This is a genomic window from Halorhodospira sp. M38, assembly GCF_022227985.1.
Taxonomy (GTDB): Bacteria; Pseudomonadota; Gammaproteobacteria; order Nitrococcales; family Halorhodospiraceae; genus Halorhodospira; species Halorhodospira halophila_A.
Map to the genome: position 1 here is coordinate 168,292 of NZ_JAJNQP010000002.1, position 16,123 is coordinate 184,414.

General features: G+C 67.9%; 12 protein-coding genes. 4 read left to right on the forward strand and 8 right to left on the reverse strand.

Annotated features, from left to right (window positions below; genetic code table 11):
* The first annotated feature begins 3 nt into the window (after positions 1-3).
* From LRA98_RS02445 to LRA98_RS02460, 4 genes are all read left to right on the forward strand, one after another.
* The gene (locus tag LRA98_RS02445) at positions 4-1,941 is read left to right on the forward strand and encodes a hypothetical protein (RefSeq protein ID WP_238632972.1); all 1,938 of its coding nucleotides are present in this window, start codon (positions 4-6) and stop codon (positions 1,939-1,941) included.
* A 147-nt stretch (positions 1,942-2,088) separates the two neighbouring features.
* The gene (locus LRA98_RS02450) at positions 2,089-3,321 is read left to right on the forward strand and encodes an SAM-dependent methyltransferase (RefSeq protein WP_238632971.1); all 1,233 of its coding nucleotides are present in this window, start codon (positions 2,089-2,091) and stop codon (positions 3,319-3,321) included.
* Between the two features lie 69 nt (positions 3,322-3,390).
* The gene (locus LRA98_RS02455; protein WP_238632970.1) at positions 3,391-3,861 is read left to right on the forward strand and encodes a Crp/Fnr family transcriptional regulator; all 471 of its coding nucleotides are present in this window, start codon (positions 3,391-3,393) and stop codon (positions 3,859-3,861) included.
* Between the two features lie 171 nt (positions 3,862-4,032).
* Positions 4,033-4,641, forward strand: a complete 609-nt coding sequence (locus LRA98_RS02460; protein WP_238632969.1) for a DUF4870 domain-containing protein — start codon at positions 4,033-4,035, stop codon at positions 4,639-4,641.
* A 102-nt stretch (positions 4,642-4,743) separates the two neighbouring features.
* Here LRA98_RS02460 and LRA98_RS02465 read toward each other — a convergent pair whose 3' ends face one another.
* Genes LRA98_RS02465 through LRA98_RS02500 form a run of 8 tightly spaced genes read right to left on the reverse strand, consistent with a single transcriptional unit; the run spans position 4,744 to position 16,118 of the window.
* Positions 4,744-6,492: a hypothetical protein gene (locus LRA98_RS02465; RefSeq protein ID WP_238632968.1), complete on the reverse strand. Its 1,749-nt coding sequence runs from the start codon at positions 6,490-6,492 to the stop codon at positions 4,744-4,746.
* Entirely contained in the window at positions 6,489-7,760 is a 1,272-nt protein-coding gene (locus LRA98_RS02470) for a glycosyltransferase (protein ID WP_238632967.1), read from the reverse strand. The genes LRA98_RS02465 and LRA98_RS02470 overlap by 4 nt, the downstream gene beginning before the upstream one ends.
* A complete protein-coding gene (locus LRA98_RS02475) occupies positions 7,757-8,962 on the reverse strand; it encodes a glycosyltransferase family 4 protein (RefSeq protein ID WP_238632966.1) in 1,206 nt (401 codons plus the stop codon). The genes LRA98_RS02470 and LRA98_RS02475 overlap by 4 nt, the downstream gene beginning before the upstream one ends.
* Positions 8,959-10,269 carry a phenylacetate--CoA ligase family protein gene (locus LRA98_RS02480; protein ID WP_207189787.1) on the reverse strand — a complete coding sequence of 437 codons (1,311 nt, stop codon included), beginning with the start codon at positions 10,267-10,269 and terminating at the stop codon, positions 8,959-8,961. Before LRA98_RS02480 ends, LRA98_RS02475 begins: the two co-directional genes overlap by 4 nt.
* Before the next feature lie 5 nt (positions 10,270-10,274).
* Positions 10,275-12,182: an XrtA/PEP-CTERM system amidotransferase gene (locus LRA98_RS02485; protein WP_201242293.1), complete on the reverse strand. Its 1,908-nt coding sequence runs from the start codon at positions 12,180-12,182 to the stop codon at positions 10,275-10,277.
* Positions 12,183-12,185: 3 nt separating this feature from the next.
* Positions 12,186-13,370 carry a TIGR03088 family PEP-CTERM/XrtA system glycosyltransferase gene (locus LRA98_RS02490; protein ID WP_238632964.1) on the reverse strand — a complete coding sequence of 395 codons (1,185 nt, stop codon included), beginning with the start codon at positions 13,368-13,370 and terminating at the stop codon, positions 12,186-12,188.
* On the reverse strand, positions 13,370-14,887 hold the full coding sequence (gene xrtA / locus LRA98_RS02495; protein WP_238632963.1) for an exosortase A: 1,518 nt from the start codon (positions 14,885-14,887) through the stop codon (positions 13,370-13,372). Before xrtA ends, LRA98_RS02490 begins: the two co-directional genes overlap by 1 nt.
* Positions 14,877-16,118, reverse strand: a complete 1,242-nt coding sequence (locus LRA98_RS02500; RefSeq protein WP_201242296.1) for a TIGR03087 family PEP-CTERM/XrtA system glycosyltransferase — start codon at positions 16,116-16,118, stop codon at positions 14,877-14,879. The genes xrtA and LRA98_RS02500 overlap by 11 nt, the downstream gene beginning before the upstream one ends.
* Positions 16,119-16,123 lie beyond the last annotated feature (5 nt).

The window sequence follows — 16,123 nt, forward strand, 5'->3', positions numbered from 1 at the left end:
CTCGTGCGACTGATCCCCTGGCCCCGCAAGCCGCCCGACCGTGACTCCGGCGAGGGCGACGACCCTCCCCCTCCCGGCGTTTCACTGGATCGGGAGGCCAATGAGCGCCTGGAGCAATGGTCCCGGGCCGTGCGCCGGGTGCGCATCTCCCGCTCGCTGCTCAGCCTGGCCTGGACCGCCGGCCCGGTCACCGGCCTGGGGCTGACCGGCGGCTACTGGGTGGCCTACGGTCATCCCCCCCACACCCAGCTGCTGATCTACTTCACGACCTTCACCATCCTCTCCGGCCTGATCGGCCTGCTGGCCAAGATCGTCTACGACAGCACCTGGGGGCCGGCCCAGGAACGCGCCCAGGCCGATGTATCCAGCACCATCGATCACCTCGGCGACCTGATCCTGGCCAGCCGGGATCTCCATGTGGCCGGCCTCAGCGGCCAGGCGCGGCGCAGCGAAGCAGCCCGCCAGCTCCTGCGCCGGGTTGACCTCTCACCGGCCGGGATCGGCCTGGCCTGCCAGGACCTCACCGGCGATCGCCAGCTCGGCGAGGTCCTCGCGCGTATTGAGAGCTACCGCCGCTCGGGCTTGTTCACCCGCATCCGGGACCTCAACGCCCAGCACGAGGAACTCTTCGATACCGCGTACCAGCAGATCCGGCCGGAGGCCCCACTGGCCGCCAGCGCCCTGCGCGAGCGCTTCCTCGGTGGAGTGCCCCAGCTACGAGCCGGCATCGCGCGCAACGAGGCCTTTATCGAACGCGTACTGGCGGGTTTCGAGGAGGATAACCCGCTGCTGATCACCATGGGCGACGTGGAGGATATGCTCGGGCTGGCCTTCGAGCTGATCAACGGCCGCGAGATCCCCATCCTCACGTTCACCTACCGCGGGCGATGGCAGCTTGCCCGCGCCCTGGAGGCCCTGGAGACCGCACGCAGCCGCTATCGCCTGGCCCAGGCCGCCAGCGACAACCGCATCCGCGCACTGGCCGCCTGGCTGATCGAGGCCGACGCCCTGCCCTACGAGCTGGTCCCCGAAGAGTTGCCTTCCAATAAACTGCTGGAACGCGTCATGGCCGCCATGGACGACCTGCAGATGCGCATCGACCGTCTGCAGGCCCTGGAGCAACGCCGGGCCCTGGACCGGGCCAGCCGCGAGCGCCTGGCACGCACCGCGGACACCCTGGGCACGGCGCTGTCGCTCTACCGCTCGGCCCGAGAGGCCCTGGTCACCCTCGGCACCGCCCACGCGGAACTACTTAAGGCCACCGAGCGCTGGAACGACCTTGCCGGAACCCTGCCCGGGGATCCGCAGCGACTGCGCACCAGCCGGGGCGGCCGGGGCCTGCGCATCGTCGAGCGGACGGTCGCCCTGGACGAGGACGCCCGGCAGACCGTCTGCCAGCAGATCATGCGTCACCTGCGCGACGAAGGGCTGGAGTGGTTGCGCAGCGACGCGCAGCCCCGCCGCCCCCGCGAGCAGGTGCGCGATCTGACCCCCCACCGAGCCCGGCACCTGGCCGTTGAGACCGCGCTGGCCCTGGAACCGCACATCCAGCTCTCCCGGCCCGAGGTCCAACGCGGACTGGGGGCTACCAACGCGAGCTACCTTGGCGGCCTCGAGCCGGGCATGAGCGCCCGGGAGAAACGCGACCTCGGCGAGGCGATGGCCGCCAGCGTCGAAGAGGACCTGAGCCGCTCCGCTGAGCAGCTGGCACTTGCCCTGGTCCGCCACTACCACGTGGAACTCACCGAGGACGGGAGGCGGTTCCTGACCGAGACCTACGGCGCCCGCGAGCGGGTTCTGGCGACCATCTCCCGCGGGCAGCAGCTCAGCGAGCAGGCCAGCCAGGTGAGCCTGCTCAGCCGCCGCCCGACGCCGGTGCCGCTGCCCCGGCGCGACTGGTACCGCAGCCTCGTCCGCGCCCGACGCGCACTGCGCCGCTAGGCGCGGCGATACGGCGCACGGGGGTGCGCGCCTGCGTCCCGGCCACCCCCTGCAACACCCTTGGATTCCTGAGCCAAACTGGGAGGAGTGCCGTGTGTCCGGCCTCCGGAACCGGGTCGCCCAGACAGACATCATGGAGTCGTGTCGATGAAATGGGTAGAACAACGACTTGGTCGACGAATCCGTCGCGGGACCCTGGAGCTGCGCTATGACGACGGAGAGCAGTGCGCCTACGGGGACGGCGGCCCGCCGCACGGGGTGATGCACATCCATCGCCGGCGCACCCTGCGGCGCATCGCCCTCGATTCGGAGTTCATGCTCGGCCAGACCTACATGGACGGCGACTGGAGCCCCGGTGAAGGCGGGCTGCTCGGCGTCCTCGAGGTGCTGCTGAACAACTTCCCGCCACCACGCGCCCGCGGCGTCAAGGCCTGGCTGCTGTGGGCCGCGCGCCCGCTGCAGCAGTGGAACCGAGCGGCCGCGGCGCGGCGGAACATCGCCTCCCATTACGACCTGGACGACTGGCTGTTCCAGAACTTCCTGGACGCCGATATGCACTACTCCTGCGCCTACTTCGAGGATCCGGACATGGACCTCGAGTCGGCGCAGCGCGCCAAGGCCGCCCACATCCGCCGCAAGCTGTGCCTGCGGCCCGGCGACCGCGTGCTCGATATCGGCTGTGGCTGGGGTTCGATGGCGATCCACCTGGCCCGCCATGAACAGGTCGAAGTGGTGGGCCTGACCCTGTCGAGCGAGCAGCAGCGCCTGGCGCAGGAACGCGTCCGGCAGGCGGGCGTGGCCGACCGCGTCGAGATCCGGCTGCAGGACTACCGCGACGTGACCGGACCGTTCGAGCGCATCGTCAGTGTCGGCATGTTCGAGCACGTGGGCGTGCCCTTCTACGATACCTATTTCGACACCGTCCGTCGGCTGTTGACCGACGATGGGGTGGCGCTCGTCCACACCATCGGCCGCTTCAACCCACCGGGGTTCACCAGCCCGTGGATACGACGCTACATCTTCCCGGGCGGTTACATCCCGGCCACCTCTGAGGTCATGAGTTCGGTGGAGCGCGTGGGCATTCGCACCACGGATATCGAGGTCCTCCGACTCCACTACGCCTACACGCTGGCCCACTGGCAGGCACGCTTCCAGCGCATCCGCGACCGCGTCGCCACCGCCAAGAGCGAATCGTTCTGCCGCATGTGGGAGTTCTACCTGGCCGTCAGTGAGGCCGCTTTCCGCTGGCGCGGTATGATGGTCCTGCAACTCCAGCTGGCGCGGCAGCAAGACGCAGTGCCTTTGACACGGGATTACCTTTACAGTGGGGAGCGCGAAGAGCGCCGATGGTCCGAAGGGCCATCGCGCATGGCAAGCTGAGCCGTTCCCGTCGATCGGCCGGGCACGGGGCCGGCGGCGGCGGAGCATCCGCCCCAGGAGGCACGCACCATGCCCGCATCCATCGCCAACATCCTGTCTGATCAGGAGTTTTTCAAGGGACTGGAGCGTGCCCACGTGGAGTTCCTGGCCGAGTGTGCCAGCCCGCGCACGCTCGAACAGGACGAGGTCCTGTTCCGCCACGGCGACGCCGCACGGGCGTTCTACCTGATCCGCGCCGGCGGCATCGTGCTGGAGGTCCCGGCCATCAGCGGCCCGACGCTGGAGGTACAGCGCCTGGGGACCGATCAGATCCTGGGCTGGTCCTGGCTGATCCCCCCGTATCGCTGGAACTTCAACGCCCGGGCCGAGGACGCGACCGAATTGCTGGAGTTCGACGGCGCGGCGATTATCGAACGCTGCGAGTCGGATCCGGCTTTCGGCTATCAGATCCTGAAACGGTTCTCAGCGCTGATGTCGAAACGATTGGATGTGGCAAGAGAGCGCATGATGGATCAATGGAACCCACCGGGTTTCGCCTGAACATTCGTTTCATCAGGCAACCGATGGGCCGCATAAATTGGTGGTTACCTGCGGAAATCAACAACGGCGGCCCGGACTTGCAGTTTGCGGAGGTTATCGCTCCTCGGTATTGTGACGACGGGCCGGGGGTATGAGTCGCCCTGAAGGGGCATTGATATGGAGGTGTCCAGAATGAGCGAGGACATGAACGACAAATCGACCAAGAAAACCTCGGAAACGGGCAGCAAGAGCAGCACCACCAAATCCACAGGCAGCACGACCAAGGCCGGCACCGCCAAATCCGAGGCGGCCAAGTCCGGCACCGTGGAGACCGCCGCTGAGCAGAGCGGTGCCAGCAAGAGCACGAGCAGCACCGCCAGCAAGGCGAGCAGCTCCGCCGCAACGGGTTCCGCGGCCTCCAGCGCCAGCAAGAGCAGCGAGAGCAGCGAGGTCTTCCTCGGCAACTCCGGGCTGCCGCGCCACTTTGCCGCTGGCCTCTCCTACGTCGGTGGTCCCGTCACGGGTGCGATCTTCCTGCTCCTCGATCGGGCCGATCCGTTCGTGCGTTTCCACGCCGCTCAGTCGCTGGCGATCTCCGCGGTGATCGCTGTGGTCTGGATCTGCGTGGCGATTCTCAACGCCGCCTTTGCCGGGATGCCCCTGGTGTTCTGGGTGGGTCTGATCGGCCTGCTGTTCATGGCCTTCAACGCCTTCCAGAGCAAGGATTGGGAGGTGCCAGTGCTCGGTGAGTACTCGCAGAAGCTCTCCGACAAGGTGTCGCCGGACGACGACGCCAAGTAACGGCGCCGTCGACCCCGCGTGCACGGGACCGGGACCCCGGGACAGCCGCCTGCCTTGTGCAGGCCGGCTGTCTCGGGTTTTCCCGTTATGGCTCCCGGAAACTCAGCGGGCTGCCCGCCCCGTGGATTCGTCGCCATGACGCGCAGAGGGGATCGCCGCCTTCTTCTCCTCCGCGGTGACGTGCCAGGTGAAATCGGCAGGCTCTGTGACCGGCCACGGGTGAACCTCATACGCACCGCCCTTGCGCTGCCCCAGACTGGACCCCGCTGTTTCGCCCGGCCGCACGGGAAATCCCCGCGGAATCAGCACATGTGCCTCTGACCCTGGCCGCGGATAGAGGGTACACCAAGCCTGTAGGAGCCGCCGACGCCCATCCCACATCATTTCCAGGCGCCAGCGATGCCCGTCGAGCCGATCCGGCGACACGGCTGCCCGGCGCGCCAGCCAACCCCCGAGCCATCGCCAGTCTACCGCCTCGCGCAGGCGTCCGAACCAACCCGCGCCGACCTGCCGCCAGAGCGCCTCTGGCACCCCCTCGCCCCACCAGTGCAGGCCGGACTCTGTCGCCCGCCACCCGACATCCGTGTAGTGAAGCCCGGCATAGCAATGCCCCTGATCGATGACCAGCGGCTGCCCGCCGGCGCTTCCAGGTTCCCGCACCAACCCTCTCCCCGGGCCACGGGACAGCGGCAGCAACCACGGCGAACCATCAAGCTCCAGGTGTACCGGCTGCACGCCAAGGCTGCGCAGGTCCGCCTCGTGGCAACTATACCCTTGGACAGGCTGACCACCGAGGCTGATCACCAGATCCCAGCGATCGCCCCGCTGCCTGACAACACCCGCAACGTGATCGAACCGGCACCCGCCCGGTTCCGGCCACGGGTGTTCAGGCCACTGCACCTCGGTAGGCGTCAGATCAGGATGACCAGCGGCTACAGCGCACCACAGACCCGCGGCCCAGGCGTTGTAGACACTGAGATGCATATAGTGGTCCCATCCCCCGACCGCACCGGCACAACGTGCAGGCGTCAGCCAGAACAGGCCATCCGGACGACGTTGCCGTTCCAGGCGCTCGCGCATCGCGCTTGCAGCCAGACCCCACTCCCCGGCGGCCGCCCCCGCAGCGCCGTTCAGGACGGTCAGCAGGCACGCGTCGGCGTAGAGCGCGTGATTGCTCCGCCCCAGACCACCGCAATAACCCGCAGGGGTCAGGAATAGGCCGACCCACTCCAGCATCCGCCGCAGATGGGCGGCGACTTCGGCATCGGCCGAGCGGCTGTAAGCGATCCAGAGACAAAGGAGCGCCTTAAAATGGTAAGCAGGGGGCGTCGTTACCCTGGTACCTGGCCGCGACGGAAAATCGATGAACCCCCCGGCGGGGGTGCTCCAGCGTCGCACCCAATGCAGCAGCTGCCGGAGCCGACGATGCCGCTCCCGGGCGGTGGCGGCCTCCAGCAGGCGCACCGTCGCCGCGAGCAGCGCCCAGTTGTTGGAGACGTATCGCCGGCCGAGTGAGCAAGCTTCAGCAGCCCGCCGGACCCGGCGCAGATCCACCTCCGCGGCGCCAGAACTTGCAAGGGAGCGCTCGAGCAACCGCAAACCCAGGCGATTGAACGGCTCATGCCCCCGCTGGCCCTTAGGCAGCCCCTGCCAGTAGCGCAGCGGTAGACGCCAATCCCCCAGTTCCGGCCGTTCGTGGAGCGCCAGCGCCGTAAAGACTTGGCCGTAGTGCCCGGGCGGCGTCAGCTCCGCCCCACCGGGCTCGCGCAGCCCCCCGTCCGTCCGCAGATAACTCGCCAGCCCCGCCACCAGTGGCGTCAGCCAGTCGGCATCGATGGCTGGGGCCGTCATAACGTCCGCACCGGCGGTGCAACAGGACGCGGGCGGCGCTGCGCCAGGCCCTCCAGACGCTCGACCAGGGCGGGTATGCGACTCTCCCAGGCGTTAGCCCTGGCGTGAGCCAGGATCGCCCTTTGATCCCACGGCTCCCGCAGAGCCCGGAGAATCGCCTCGCGAAGCGCCCTGGCATCGCCAAAAGGCACCAACACCCCCACTGCCGGATCTCGAATAACCTCGGCATTGCCCCCCACCTCGGTGGTCACCACCGGCAGGCCACAGGCCGCCGCCTCGAGAAGCACGTTGGCCCACCCCTCGAACCGGGTCGCTAGGACGAAGACGTCGGCCGCCGAGTAGTAGGTCGACAGGTCCTTCGGTGCCACGGCCCCAACGAAATGCACCCGGTCTGCAACGCCCTGTCGAAGCGCCAGCAGCTGCAGACGCTCGGCATCATCCCCGTCAGGACTGCCACCGCCGACGGCGAGGTAGTGTAGCCGCGGCTCTCGGCCGAGCAGGGTCGGCATCTGTTCGATGACCCGGTGGAACCCCTTGCGCTCGTTCAGGGTTCCCACCGTAATCAGCACCCGCGCATCCAGGGGCAATCCCAGTGCCGAGCGGCATTCGCTGCGATCCAGGGGGCGGAATCGGGATAGGTTGACCCCGTTTGCGACCACCTCGACCTGCCACGGGGGCACCCCCATGCTCAGGGCCACTCGGCGAAGCGACCGGGAGACGGAAAACACCCGCGCGGCCGTCAGCATCGCCCGGCGGGCCAACCAGCGGCGTAAGCGGGTGCGTGAGATGCGCTGGATCGTGCCCCGCAGCGTGATGGTGTGCGGGCATCCAAACCAGCGCCCCAGCAACCAAGCCGCCACCCCGTCCGGATAGACGAAATGGGCATCGATCAGATCAAGTGCACCAGCGCGGCGCAACCGGCGCAGTACCGGCAGCGCGCCCAGGGCCAGAAATAGCCCATCTAGACCCTTGAGCATGCCCGGAAAGGAGAGGAACCGCGGGTGGTAGACAGCCACACCTGCCTGCTCTTCGTACCGCGGCACCGGCGGGCGATAGCCGGGGCGCCAGCGGCGAATCAAACCCTGCCCCGGGAACCACGGTACCGGTGCCACCACAGTGATCGGTAAGTGGGCAGCCACTCGAAACATGCGCTCACGCACGAACACCCCATAGGCCGGCTGAGCGGCATTGGGGAAGACCCGACTGAGCACGACAACACAGCCCCCCCCCGGGAGCACCCCGCTGCCGTTGCCGCCCGTCCGGGTCACAGCCCCTCCGTAACCGGCAACGAGCCACCTGCTTCCACCGCCGCGAGGACGCGCTCGGCGTTGGCCCGCCAGGTATAGCCGTGCTCCGGGATCGAGGCCGCACCGCGTTCTCCCAACTGCCGACACCGCTGCGGGTCATCCAGGAGCTCCTCGAGGCGCACCCCTAACACCCCCCAATCCCCAGGGGGGAAGACCTCGGCAGTCACACCGGGCCGGATCAACTCGCGGATATTCGCCTGATCCGGCGCAACCACCGGGCACCCTAGGGCCAGGTACTCAAAGAGCTTGATCGGCGAGGCGTACTCGGTAACGGCGGGCTGGACGGCTATATCCAGGGCGGCGATATAGGCCGGGACCTCTTCCTGCGACACCGCCCCGGCGAAGCAGACGCGGTCCTCAACTCCCAGTTGCCGTGCCCGCGCGCGCAAATCTGGCAGCGCCGGGCCATCGCCCACAACGAGCAGACGCAGGCCAGGGTCACGCCGCAGGCGCGGAGCGAGGGCAGCCATCAAGCCATCCACGCCGTGCCAGCGGCGAACCCAGCCGACGAACCCCACCACCCGACACCCCGTTAGCCTTAACCGCGATCGCACGGACTCCCCGTCGACCCCGGCATGGAACCGGTCCTGGTCAACGCCATTGGGCATCACCAGCAGGCGTTCCGCGGGAATCCCGCGATTCTTAAGGATCTCGGCCATGGCCTGGCTGACCACCACAGTGCGCGTGGCCGACCGACAAAGGAAATCCTCGACCCGCTGCGCCAGGCCACGCAGCCAAAGGTGGCCGTGCTGACGCAGTTCCAGGCTCAGCGGTGCGTTGACCTCGAGGATGAAGGGCCGACGCACCACCCGGGCCACGCAGAGTCCTGCCAGGGAGAACAGGGCGTAGCGCTCGTAGATCAAGCCGGGCCGGTGGCGCAGCGCCTGAGCGAGCAAAACGGGCACAGCAACCGTGTTATAGGCCAGGGCGAGCAACTCGTAGAACCAGTGGGGGATGACCAAGCCGGCCAGCGAAGGCCTCGCGTCGGCCACGCCTGTGCCGGGCGACGCACCACCCGGGGGGAACAAAGCCGCGGAGCGCCGCCTCGGCGGCCCCACCAGCACCACCTGGTGGCCCAGCTCGCGGAATGCCGCGCACAGGGCGCGGATATGGATCCCCTGTGCGTCTTCTCCCCGGGTGCGATGGTGGTACAGGATCTTCATGGCTCCAGTGCCTCACTCTCGACCCAGCGATACTTGCCGGCCGGCGTCGGCTCGATGGCCGCCACATGCTCGATGCGTACGGGCACCGGCATCCCGAGCATAGTGAGCAGGCCTTCCCGGATGCGCTGGGTGCGCGCCGCATCCCACTCCTCCGTGGTGACCAGCTGAACCTCGAGGCTGCAGTCAGCGCGCTGACGAAGGCGATACTGAATCACGCCGGGCACCTCGCGGAGGACGTAATTGGCGGCAGAGCCGTGTATCCGGCGCCCGGCACAGCCGAGCAGGAAGTCGTTCCTGCGGCCCTCGAGCAGGTCAAGGACCGGCAAAACGGAGCCGCACGCACAACCGCCGGTCCCGAGTCGCCCCCGATCTCCCACCCGGTAGCGGATCAGCGGCATGCCGTATCCATCCAGGTTGGTGACGAGCAGGTCGCCGACACCGTCGGCGTCTGCGTCGGCGACCTCCACGTAGGCGTGATCGGCGGCGATGTGCAGCGACCCCGCCGGGCACTCGTGGGCGATCAGCCCACCATCCCGGGCACCGTACTCGTTGGCCACGGGGCATTTCAGCACCTCGGCGATCGTGGCGCGTTGCTGGGGATAGAGCATCTCCGAGGTAGAAACCACCACGCGTGGTTGCCACCCCGCCACCGATTCCGGGGCCGCCGCGATATACCGGGCGACCCGGTCGATCACGGTGGGGTAGCCGTAAACCAACCGGGGGCGAAACCCTCCCAGGAAACGGGCATAGGCCTCGATGCGGCCTGGGCTCAGGTCATGGGCGGAACAGATGACTTGGTTGAGCAGGTACCGATCCTTGAATCGGCGTAAACGAGAGGAGCGGCCGAGTTCGATGGGCGACCCCCAGAAATCGACCTGCCGCTCCCCTGGATGGACGCCATACCAGAGCCGGAAGCGCAGCTTCTGCGCGTTGTGTCGCGTCTCTTTGACCCGGTCGGTCCAGAACTGCATCGGGGTTCCCGTTGATCCGCCAGTGCTGGCGGGCAGTAGCGGCGCTGTAGGAACCTCGCTGCACAACGCCCGGCCCCGTGACCGAACCGTATGCCGTTCCAGGACCGGGAAATCGGTCAGCGCCGGGCGCGGAGCGCCGCACACCGCTTCCCGGTAGTGCGGCACATGCCGCGCGGCGTGCCGTAGCAAGGCTTCCAGGCGCTCAAGGCAGTAAACGTCAAAGGCAGCGGCATCCCGTTCCCGACCCCGCATTAGGGCCAGCTCACGGAGGGTCGAACGGCCGCGCAGACGCTCGTGCAGCGGCAGCAGGAGGCGCCGCACCAACACCGGAGGCAGGCCCCTCACCGGGCAGCTCCGGATCGACGGCCGAGGAAGGCATCGAACATCAACAGCGACCACAGCAGCCTACCGTGATCGGCCCGCCCCCGCTGATGCGCCTCGAACAGACGCTGCACCTGAACCCGATCGAACCACCCGCAATCGGCCAGCCGCTCCCCTTCAAGTGCGTTTTGCAGGCGCCCGCGCAGCGGACCGCGCAACCATTCAGCCAGCGGTATTTCGAAGCCCTGCTTGCGGCGATGGAGGATCTGCGACGGCAGCCGATCCTGAAGGGCTCTCTTGAGCAGGTACTTGCCTGTACCGCCCCGGACCTTGAGGTGCGCCGGCAGCGTCACCGCCCACTCCACCAGCTGGTGATCCAGCAACGGAACCCGGACCTCGAGCCCATGGGCCATACTCGCTCGATCCACCTTCGTGAGGATATCGCCCGGCAGCCAGGTCTTGAGATCCAGGTACTGCGCGAAGGCCAACGGATCGTGGCGCGGCGCGGCATCGGCATGGCGGCAAAGCACTTCGACGGCATGGTAGCCCTGCAGAGCACGATGCATGCTGGGAGAGAATAGCCGCCGACGGCTGTCATCGTCGCTGAGGCTAACGCTGCGCAGGTAACCGGCGACCGGATCGGCGGCCAGGGCCTCGAACGTGGCCCGGGCACGCAGAAGGCGGGGCGCTCGATGGGCCCGCGGGTACCAGCGGGCCAAGGAGCCGAACACCCCCCGCCGCAGGGCCTGGGGAAGACGGGCCCGGACCCGCGCCTCGCGGGCGTACCCGCGATACCGCCGGTAGCCGCCCAGCACCTCGTCGCCACCATCCCCGGAAAGCGCCACAGTAACCCGCTGCTTGGCTACGCGACTGACCGCATCAGTAGGCAGTGCGGAGCTATCGGCAAAGGGCTCGTCGAATAGCCACGCCATCCGATCGATATGGCCCGCCAGGGCATCACCATCCACCTGCTGCACGTGATGGCGTACACCCAGGTGCCTCGCAACCTGTTGGGCCACATCGAGTTCGCTGAGACGGTGATTGCCGAAACCGATGGAGCAGGCGTCAACCGGGCCTCGCGAAGTCTCCCCCATGAACGAGACCACAGCGCTGGAGTCGATACCGCCGGAGAGGAAGGCTCCCAGGGGCACGTCCGCCAGCATCCGGATGCGGACGGCTTCTTCCAGCTGTTCACCGAGGGTCACGACGGCTCTCGCCTCCGACAAGCGGTCATCTGCGGCGAATGTGACATCCCAGTAGGAGCGCGGCTCCCCCACGGCACGCCCCCGCACCACGGTGAGCGTGTGCCCGGCCGGCAACTTGCGAACGGCCCGATAGATGCTGCGCGGGTCCGCCACATAACCCAGCGCGAAATACTCCTCCACCGCCGCCGGATCCAGTTCCCGCGACAGATCCGGACAAGCCAGAAGGGCCTTGATCTCGGAGCCGAATAGCAGTCGGCCATCAGCCAGTTCGGCATAGCACAGGGGCTTGATTCCGAGCCGGTCCCGGGCCAGGAATAGCGTCTGGCACCGCCGGTCCCATACCGCAAGGGCGAACATGCCGCGGAACCGCTTCACGCACGCCTCACCCCACCGATCCCAGGCGTGGACGATGACCTCGGTATCGCAGCGGGTTCTGAACCGGTACCCGAACTGCTGCAGCTCGGCCCGCAATTGGGCATGGTTGTAGATCTCGCCGTTGTAGGCGGTGAGCACGGTTCCATCGTCATTGGCCAGGGGCTGCTGACCATTGGCGAGGTCGATGATCGACAGGCGCTGGTGGCCCAGCGCCAGCCCCGGCTCACGGTGCACACCGCTCTCGTCCGGACCGCGGTGCGCAAGGGACGCCGTCATCCGCGCCACCAGTTCTCCCGTCCCGGCGAGATCCGTCGCGTCGGGATCCAGCACTCCGGTCAGTCCGCACACGATCTAGCTCACCTCCCCTGGGATGCTGTGAGCACGCGGACGGCGGTGGCACAGCAGCCTCTCGTACAGAGTTTCGTAGGCTCCGGCCATTCCTGCCACATCCAAGTGTTGCAGCACCCTCTGCCGACCGGCCTTGCCCTGGCTACGACCGCGCGAGGGGTCGAGCACATAACCGGCCAGCGCGGCGGTCAGCGCCCCAGTGTCCGCCGGGGGAACAAGCGTGCCGGTCACGCCCTCGAGCACCACCTCCGGCACACCGCCTACCCGCGAGGCCACAACCGGCACCCCGGTGGCCATAGCCTCGAGAACCGTCATCGGGATACCCTCCGCCAGCGACGGCAACACGAACAGGTCCATCCGCCGAAGCTCGGCAGAGACATCCTCCCGATTGCCCGGCAGCGCTACCTGTGCACCCAGCCCGGCGGCCGCGACGACCTCTTCAAGGGCAGTGCGTTGCGGTCCCTCGCCGAGGATCACCAGCCGAAGACCAGGAAAAAGCTCGGGCAAGATCTGCTTCAGCCGGGAGAACGCCACCACCAGACGCTGCTGATCCTTGACCGCAACCAGGCGGCCGACACTTCCGATGGTATAGACCGGCCAAGAGGACCGCCGCGGCTTAGGGGTAAACCGCGCGCAGTCGACACCATTGCGGATGGTATGCACCCGTTCAGCGGGGATCCCCACTCGATCGGTCAGATAGTCGGCAAGATGCCCGGAAACAGCCACGTGGGCGTGCACCCAAGGGCTCAACAGCCGGCGCCAGATCCGCCGTCGCCGGCTGTCACCGCGCAGATCGGACATATCCCAGCCATGTTCGGCGTGGATCCGTACCGGAACGCCGGCGAGCGCGGCCACGGGCTGACCCTCCAGGGCGGCCAGATTGGCACTGTGCAGGATATCCGGCCGCAACCGCCGCAGGAGCCGAGCGAGCCGCCACTGCGTGCCGAGCCCCCAGCCCGGCGGCTTGTGCAGGGCGTAGACCGACACCGCCCGAGGCAAACGGGTGCGGAACGCCGGATCGAACCCATCCAGACAAATGACCACGTGCCGGAAACGCTCCGCCGGCAGCCAACGCAGCAACTCCACCAGCACCTGCTCGAGACCACCGTAATCCAGCCGGTAGATCAGGTGCGCCACCAGAGGCCGCGGATCCCGGCGCCCCATGCGCCCCGCCGTGCCGACCACCATCACTGACGACGCGCCGCGTCAAGCTGATCGAGGATCTCCGGCAGCGCCGCGACCGCATAGGCGTGCAGGGCTTCCCGCGCCGCCTTCGGATCATCGCCGGGGTCCGCGTAAAGCACGATCAGGGCGGCATCATCGCGCCTACCGACCAGACGCAGGAGGGCCTCACGTGCCTTCACCTCGTGCGGGACGGTCGTCAGCCGCCCACCGACCCAGTACCAGCGCCAGACCTCCAGCTCGCGATCCGGGCCCATCAACTGCATTCGCGTTGCCGCCGGCCACCCCGCCACATCGGCCCGGCCGCTCCCCTGCTGACGCCATTCGGGGCGCTCCCGCCCGGCCAGCGTATTCTCCCAACCGACCATCTTGCCGTACCGATGCTGCGCCCGGTAATAACCGATATGCAGACCTACAGCTGGCGCACCCCCGGCCACCACCACCCCGCGGCGCTCGGCTCGGGCGTGGTGATAGCCCGGCTGCCACAAAACCAGCTCTCCCTCTCCAGGGGCCCATCCCGATGGAGCCACCGGCCCGTCGCCCAGCCCGGCCACCGGACCCAGATCGCGCTGGTTCAACCGGTCGGCATACCAAGGCCCGCCCGCAAGGAGTATCGCAGCGACCGCGAGGGCCGCGAAGCGCCGCCGAGGGGCCACCCTCCCCCTCGGCGAAGGTCCCGACAGCGCCACGACCGCGCCCTGCTCCCGCCAACGCGTCCCAACCCAGAACAGCAGCCCCGTCACAAGCGCGAAGAAGGCCCAGCCGTAGATCAGGTGGTCCACTCCCGCCGCCAGTTCCATATCGCTGGCATGGCCGAGCATGACAATCCCGTAGGCCCGAAGACCGTTGGCGACGATGGGCACCAGTGCAGCAGCCACCATGAATAGGGCCCGACGCCAGGGATTGCGATAGACCAGATAGGCATAAAGCGCACCGAGAGCCAAGCTCGCGATCAGGTAACGGACTCCGCTGCACGCCTCGACCACGGACCAACTGCCGGTGGGCAACTCGAAATCCAGCCCTGCACGGTGCACAGGAACGCCAGAGAGACGCACGGCAGCCACGGTGAAATCGGCGGTCAACGACATCAGGGGAGAGACCAAGAACTCACCGAACGGCACGGCAAAAAGCAGGTACGCCAAGGGAAAACGAACCACCCGTGCCACCTCGCTGCCCAGCAACAGCCAGACCAGCGCCGGGATCATCAACACGGCGGAAAACTGCCGCACCGAGGCTACATCGACCAGCGCGCCCAGCACCCAGACCAGAACCAGCCCCGCCAGCGCCACCAGCGCACCGGGGGCCAGCTGCGGAGTCAGGCGAGCCAACCGATCACGAAGGCGGTAGGTGAGCAAAAGGACGATGGGCCCGATCAGAAAGCCGTGCGCGAAGGTTTCGGACCGTGCCCAGATGGCCACCATCTCGCGGAACGTCGGGTAGAATACGCCGGCCAGTACAATCAGCCCCGCCCCCAGCGCAAGCAGTGCCGGCCCCCAGGCAGCCCACCGCGGTTCAACCGACATGGAGCGCAGCCCACAGACGGCCGTCGACCGGCGACGGACCCTCAACCAAGCGATCCACGGCAGCGAGGCTGCCAGCCCAGCTGTAATCGCTGAGGATACGCCGCCGCGCCGCCTGGCCCATCAAACCGGCCCCGCCGCCCAGGCGTGCGGTCACCGCTGCGGCAAAGGCCTCGGCCTCGGCCTCGGCCGCAGCCACTTCGACGCCCGGCCGCGCGCGAATCCCTTCCAGCGCCTGTGGCGTGGCGACAACCGGCCGAGCCATGGCCATGGCTTCCAGGACCTTGTTCTGAACGCCCCGCGCCAGCCGCAGGGGCGCCACGACGACATCGGCATGGGCCATCCAGGGCCGTATATCCGGCACGCCCCCGGTCACCAACACCCCAGGGCGCTGCGCCAGCGCCCGAACCGGCGCACTCGGCCGGCTCCCGACGACGGCGAACACCAGTCCCGGCCACTCCCGGCGCAACCGAGGGAGCACCTCGTCGGCGAACCAACCGACGGCGTCCACGTTGGGCCAATAGTCCATAGCCCCGGTGAAGACGAGCACCGGACGACCCTCGGCATAGGGACAGGGGCCGGCATGCTCCGGATCGAAGTAGTGGGCGTCGACGCCATTGGCCACCGCGTGAACGCGGTTCGCACATTCGGGCACCAGGCTGCGGAAGGTCGCCACCTCCTGTTCCGAGACGAACAAACAGGCATCGGCCGAACCGGCCAGTGCGCGCTCATACTCAAACAAACGACGGCTTTCGCGCCGATACACGGCGGCCATGGCCCCTCGCTGATGCTCGGCATACTGCCGCCACTTGTCCGAATCCACGTCCACGAAGTCGACCACGCGCAGGACCCCGCTACTCCGCGGCGGCAGGTATTGCCCCATCGTCGAAGAAAAGGCTACCGCCGCCCGGATCCAATGCCCGTCGAGGGTCTGGCGGACCCACCGCCGCAGGTAACGGTCTCGGTACCAGGGCAGCGTCAAGGGCTCGCCATTCAGCAGCCCGGTCAGGGCCCGGAAGCGGACCCGTGCCGGTGGCAATGGCCTGACACAGAGACTGGCACAGAGTCGGCGCACCGCCGGCACCAGGTCCCAATCCGCCGGATCGTCGATGAAGGTGCCCAGGTGCACGCGATGACGCTCGGCCAGGTGGCGCAGTAGATGGTGAGAGCGGATCTTGTCGCCCTTGTCCGGGGGCCAGGGCAGACGATGCACCAGATAGAGGATGTCGGCCACGCATA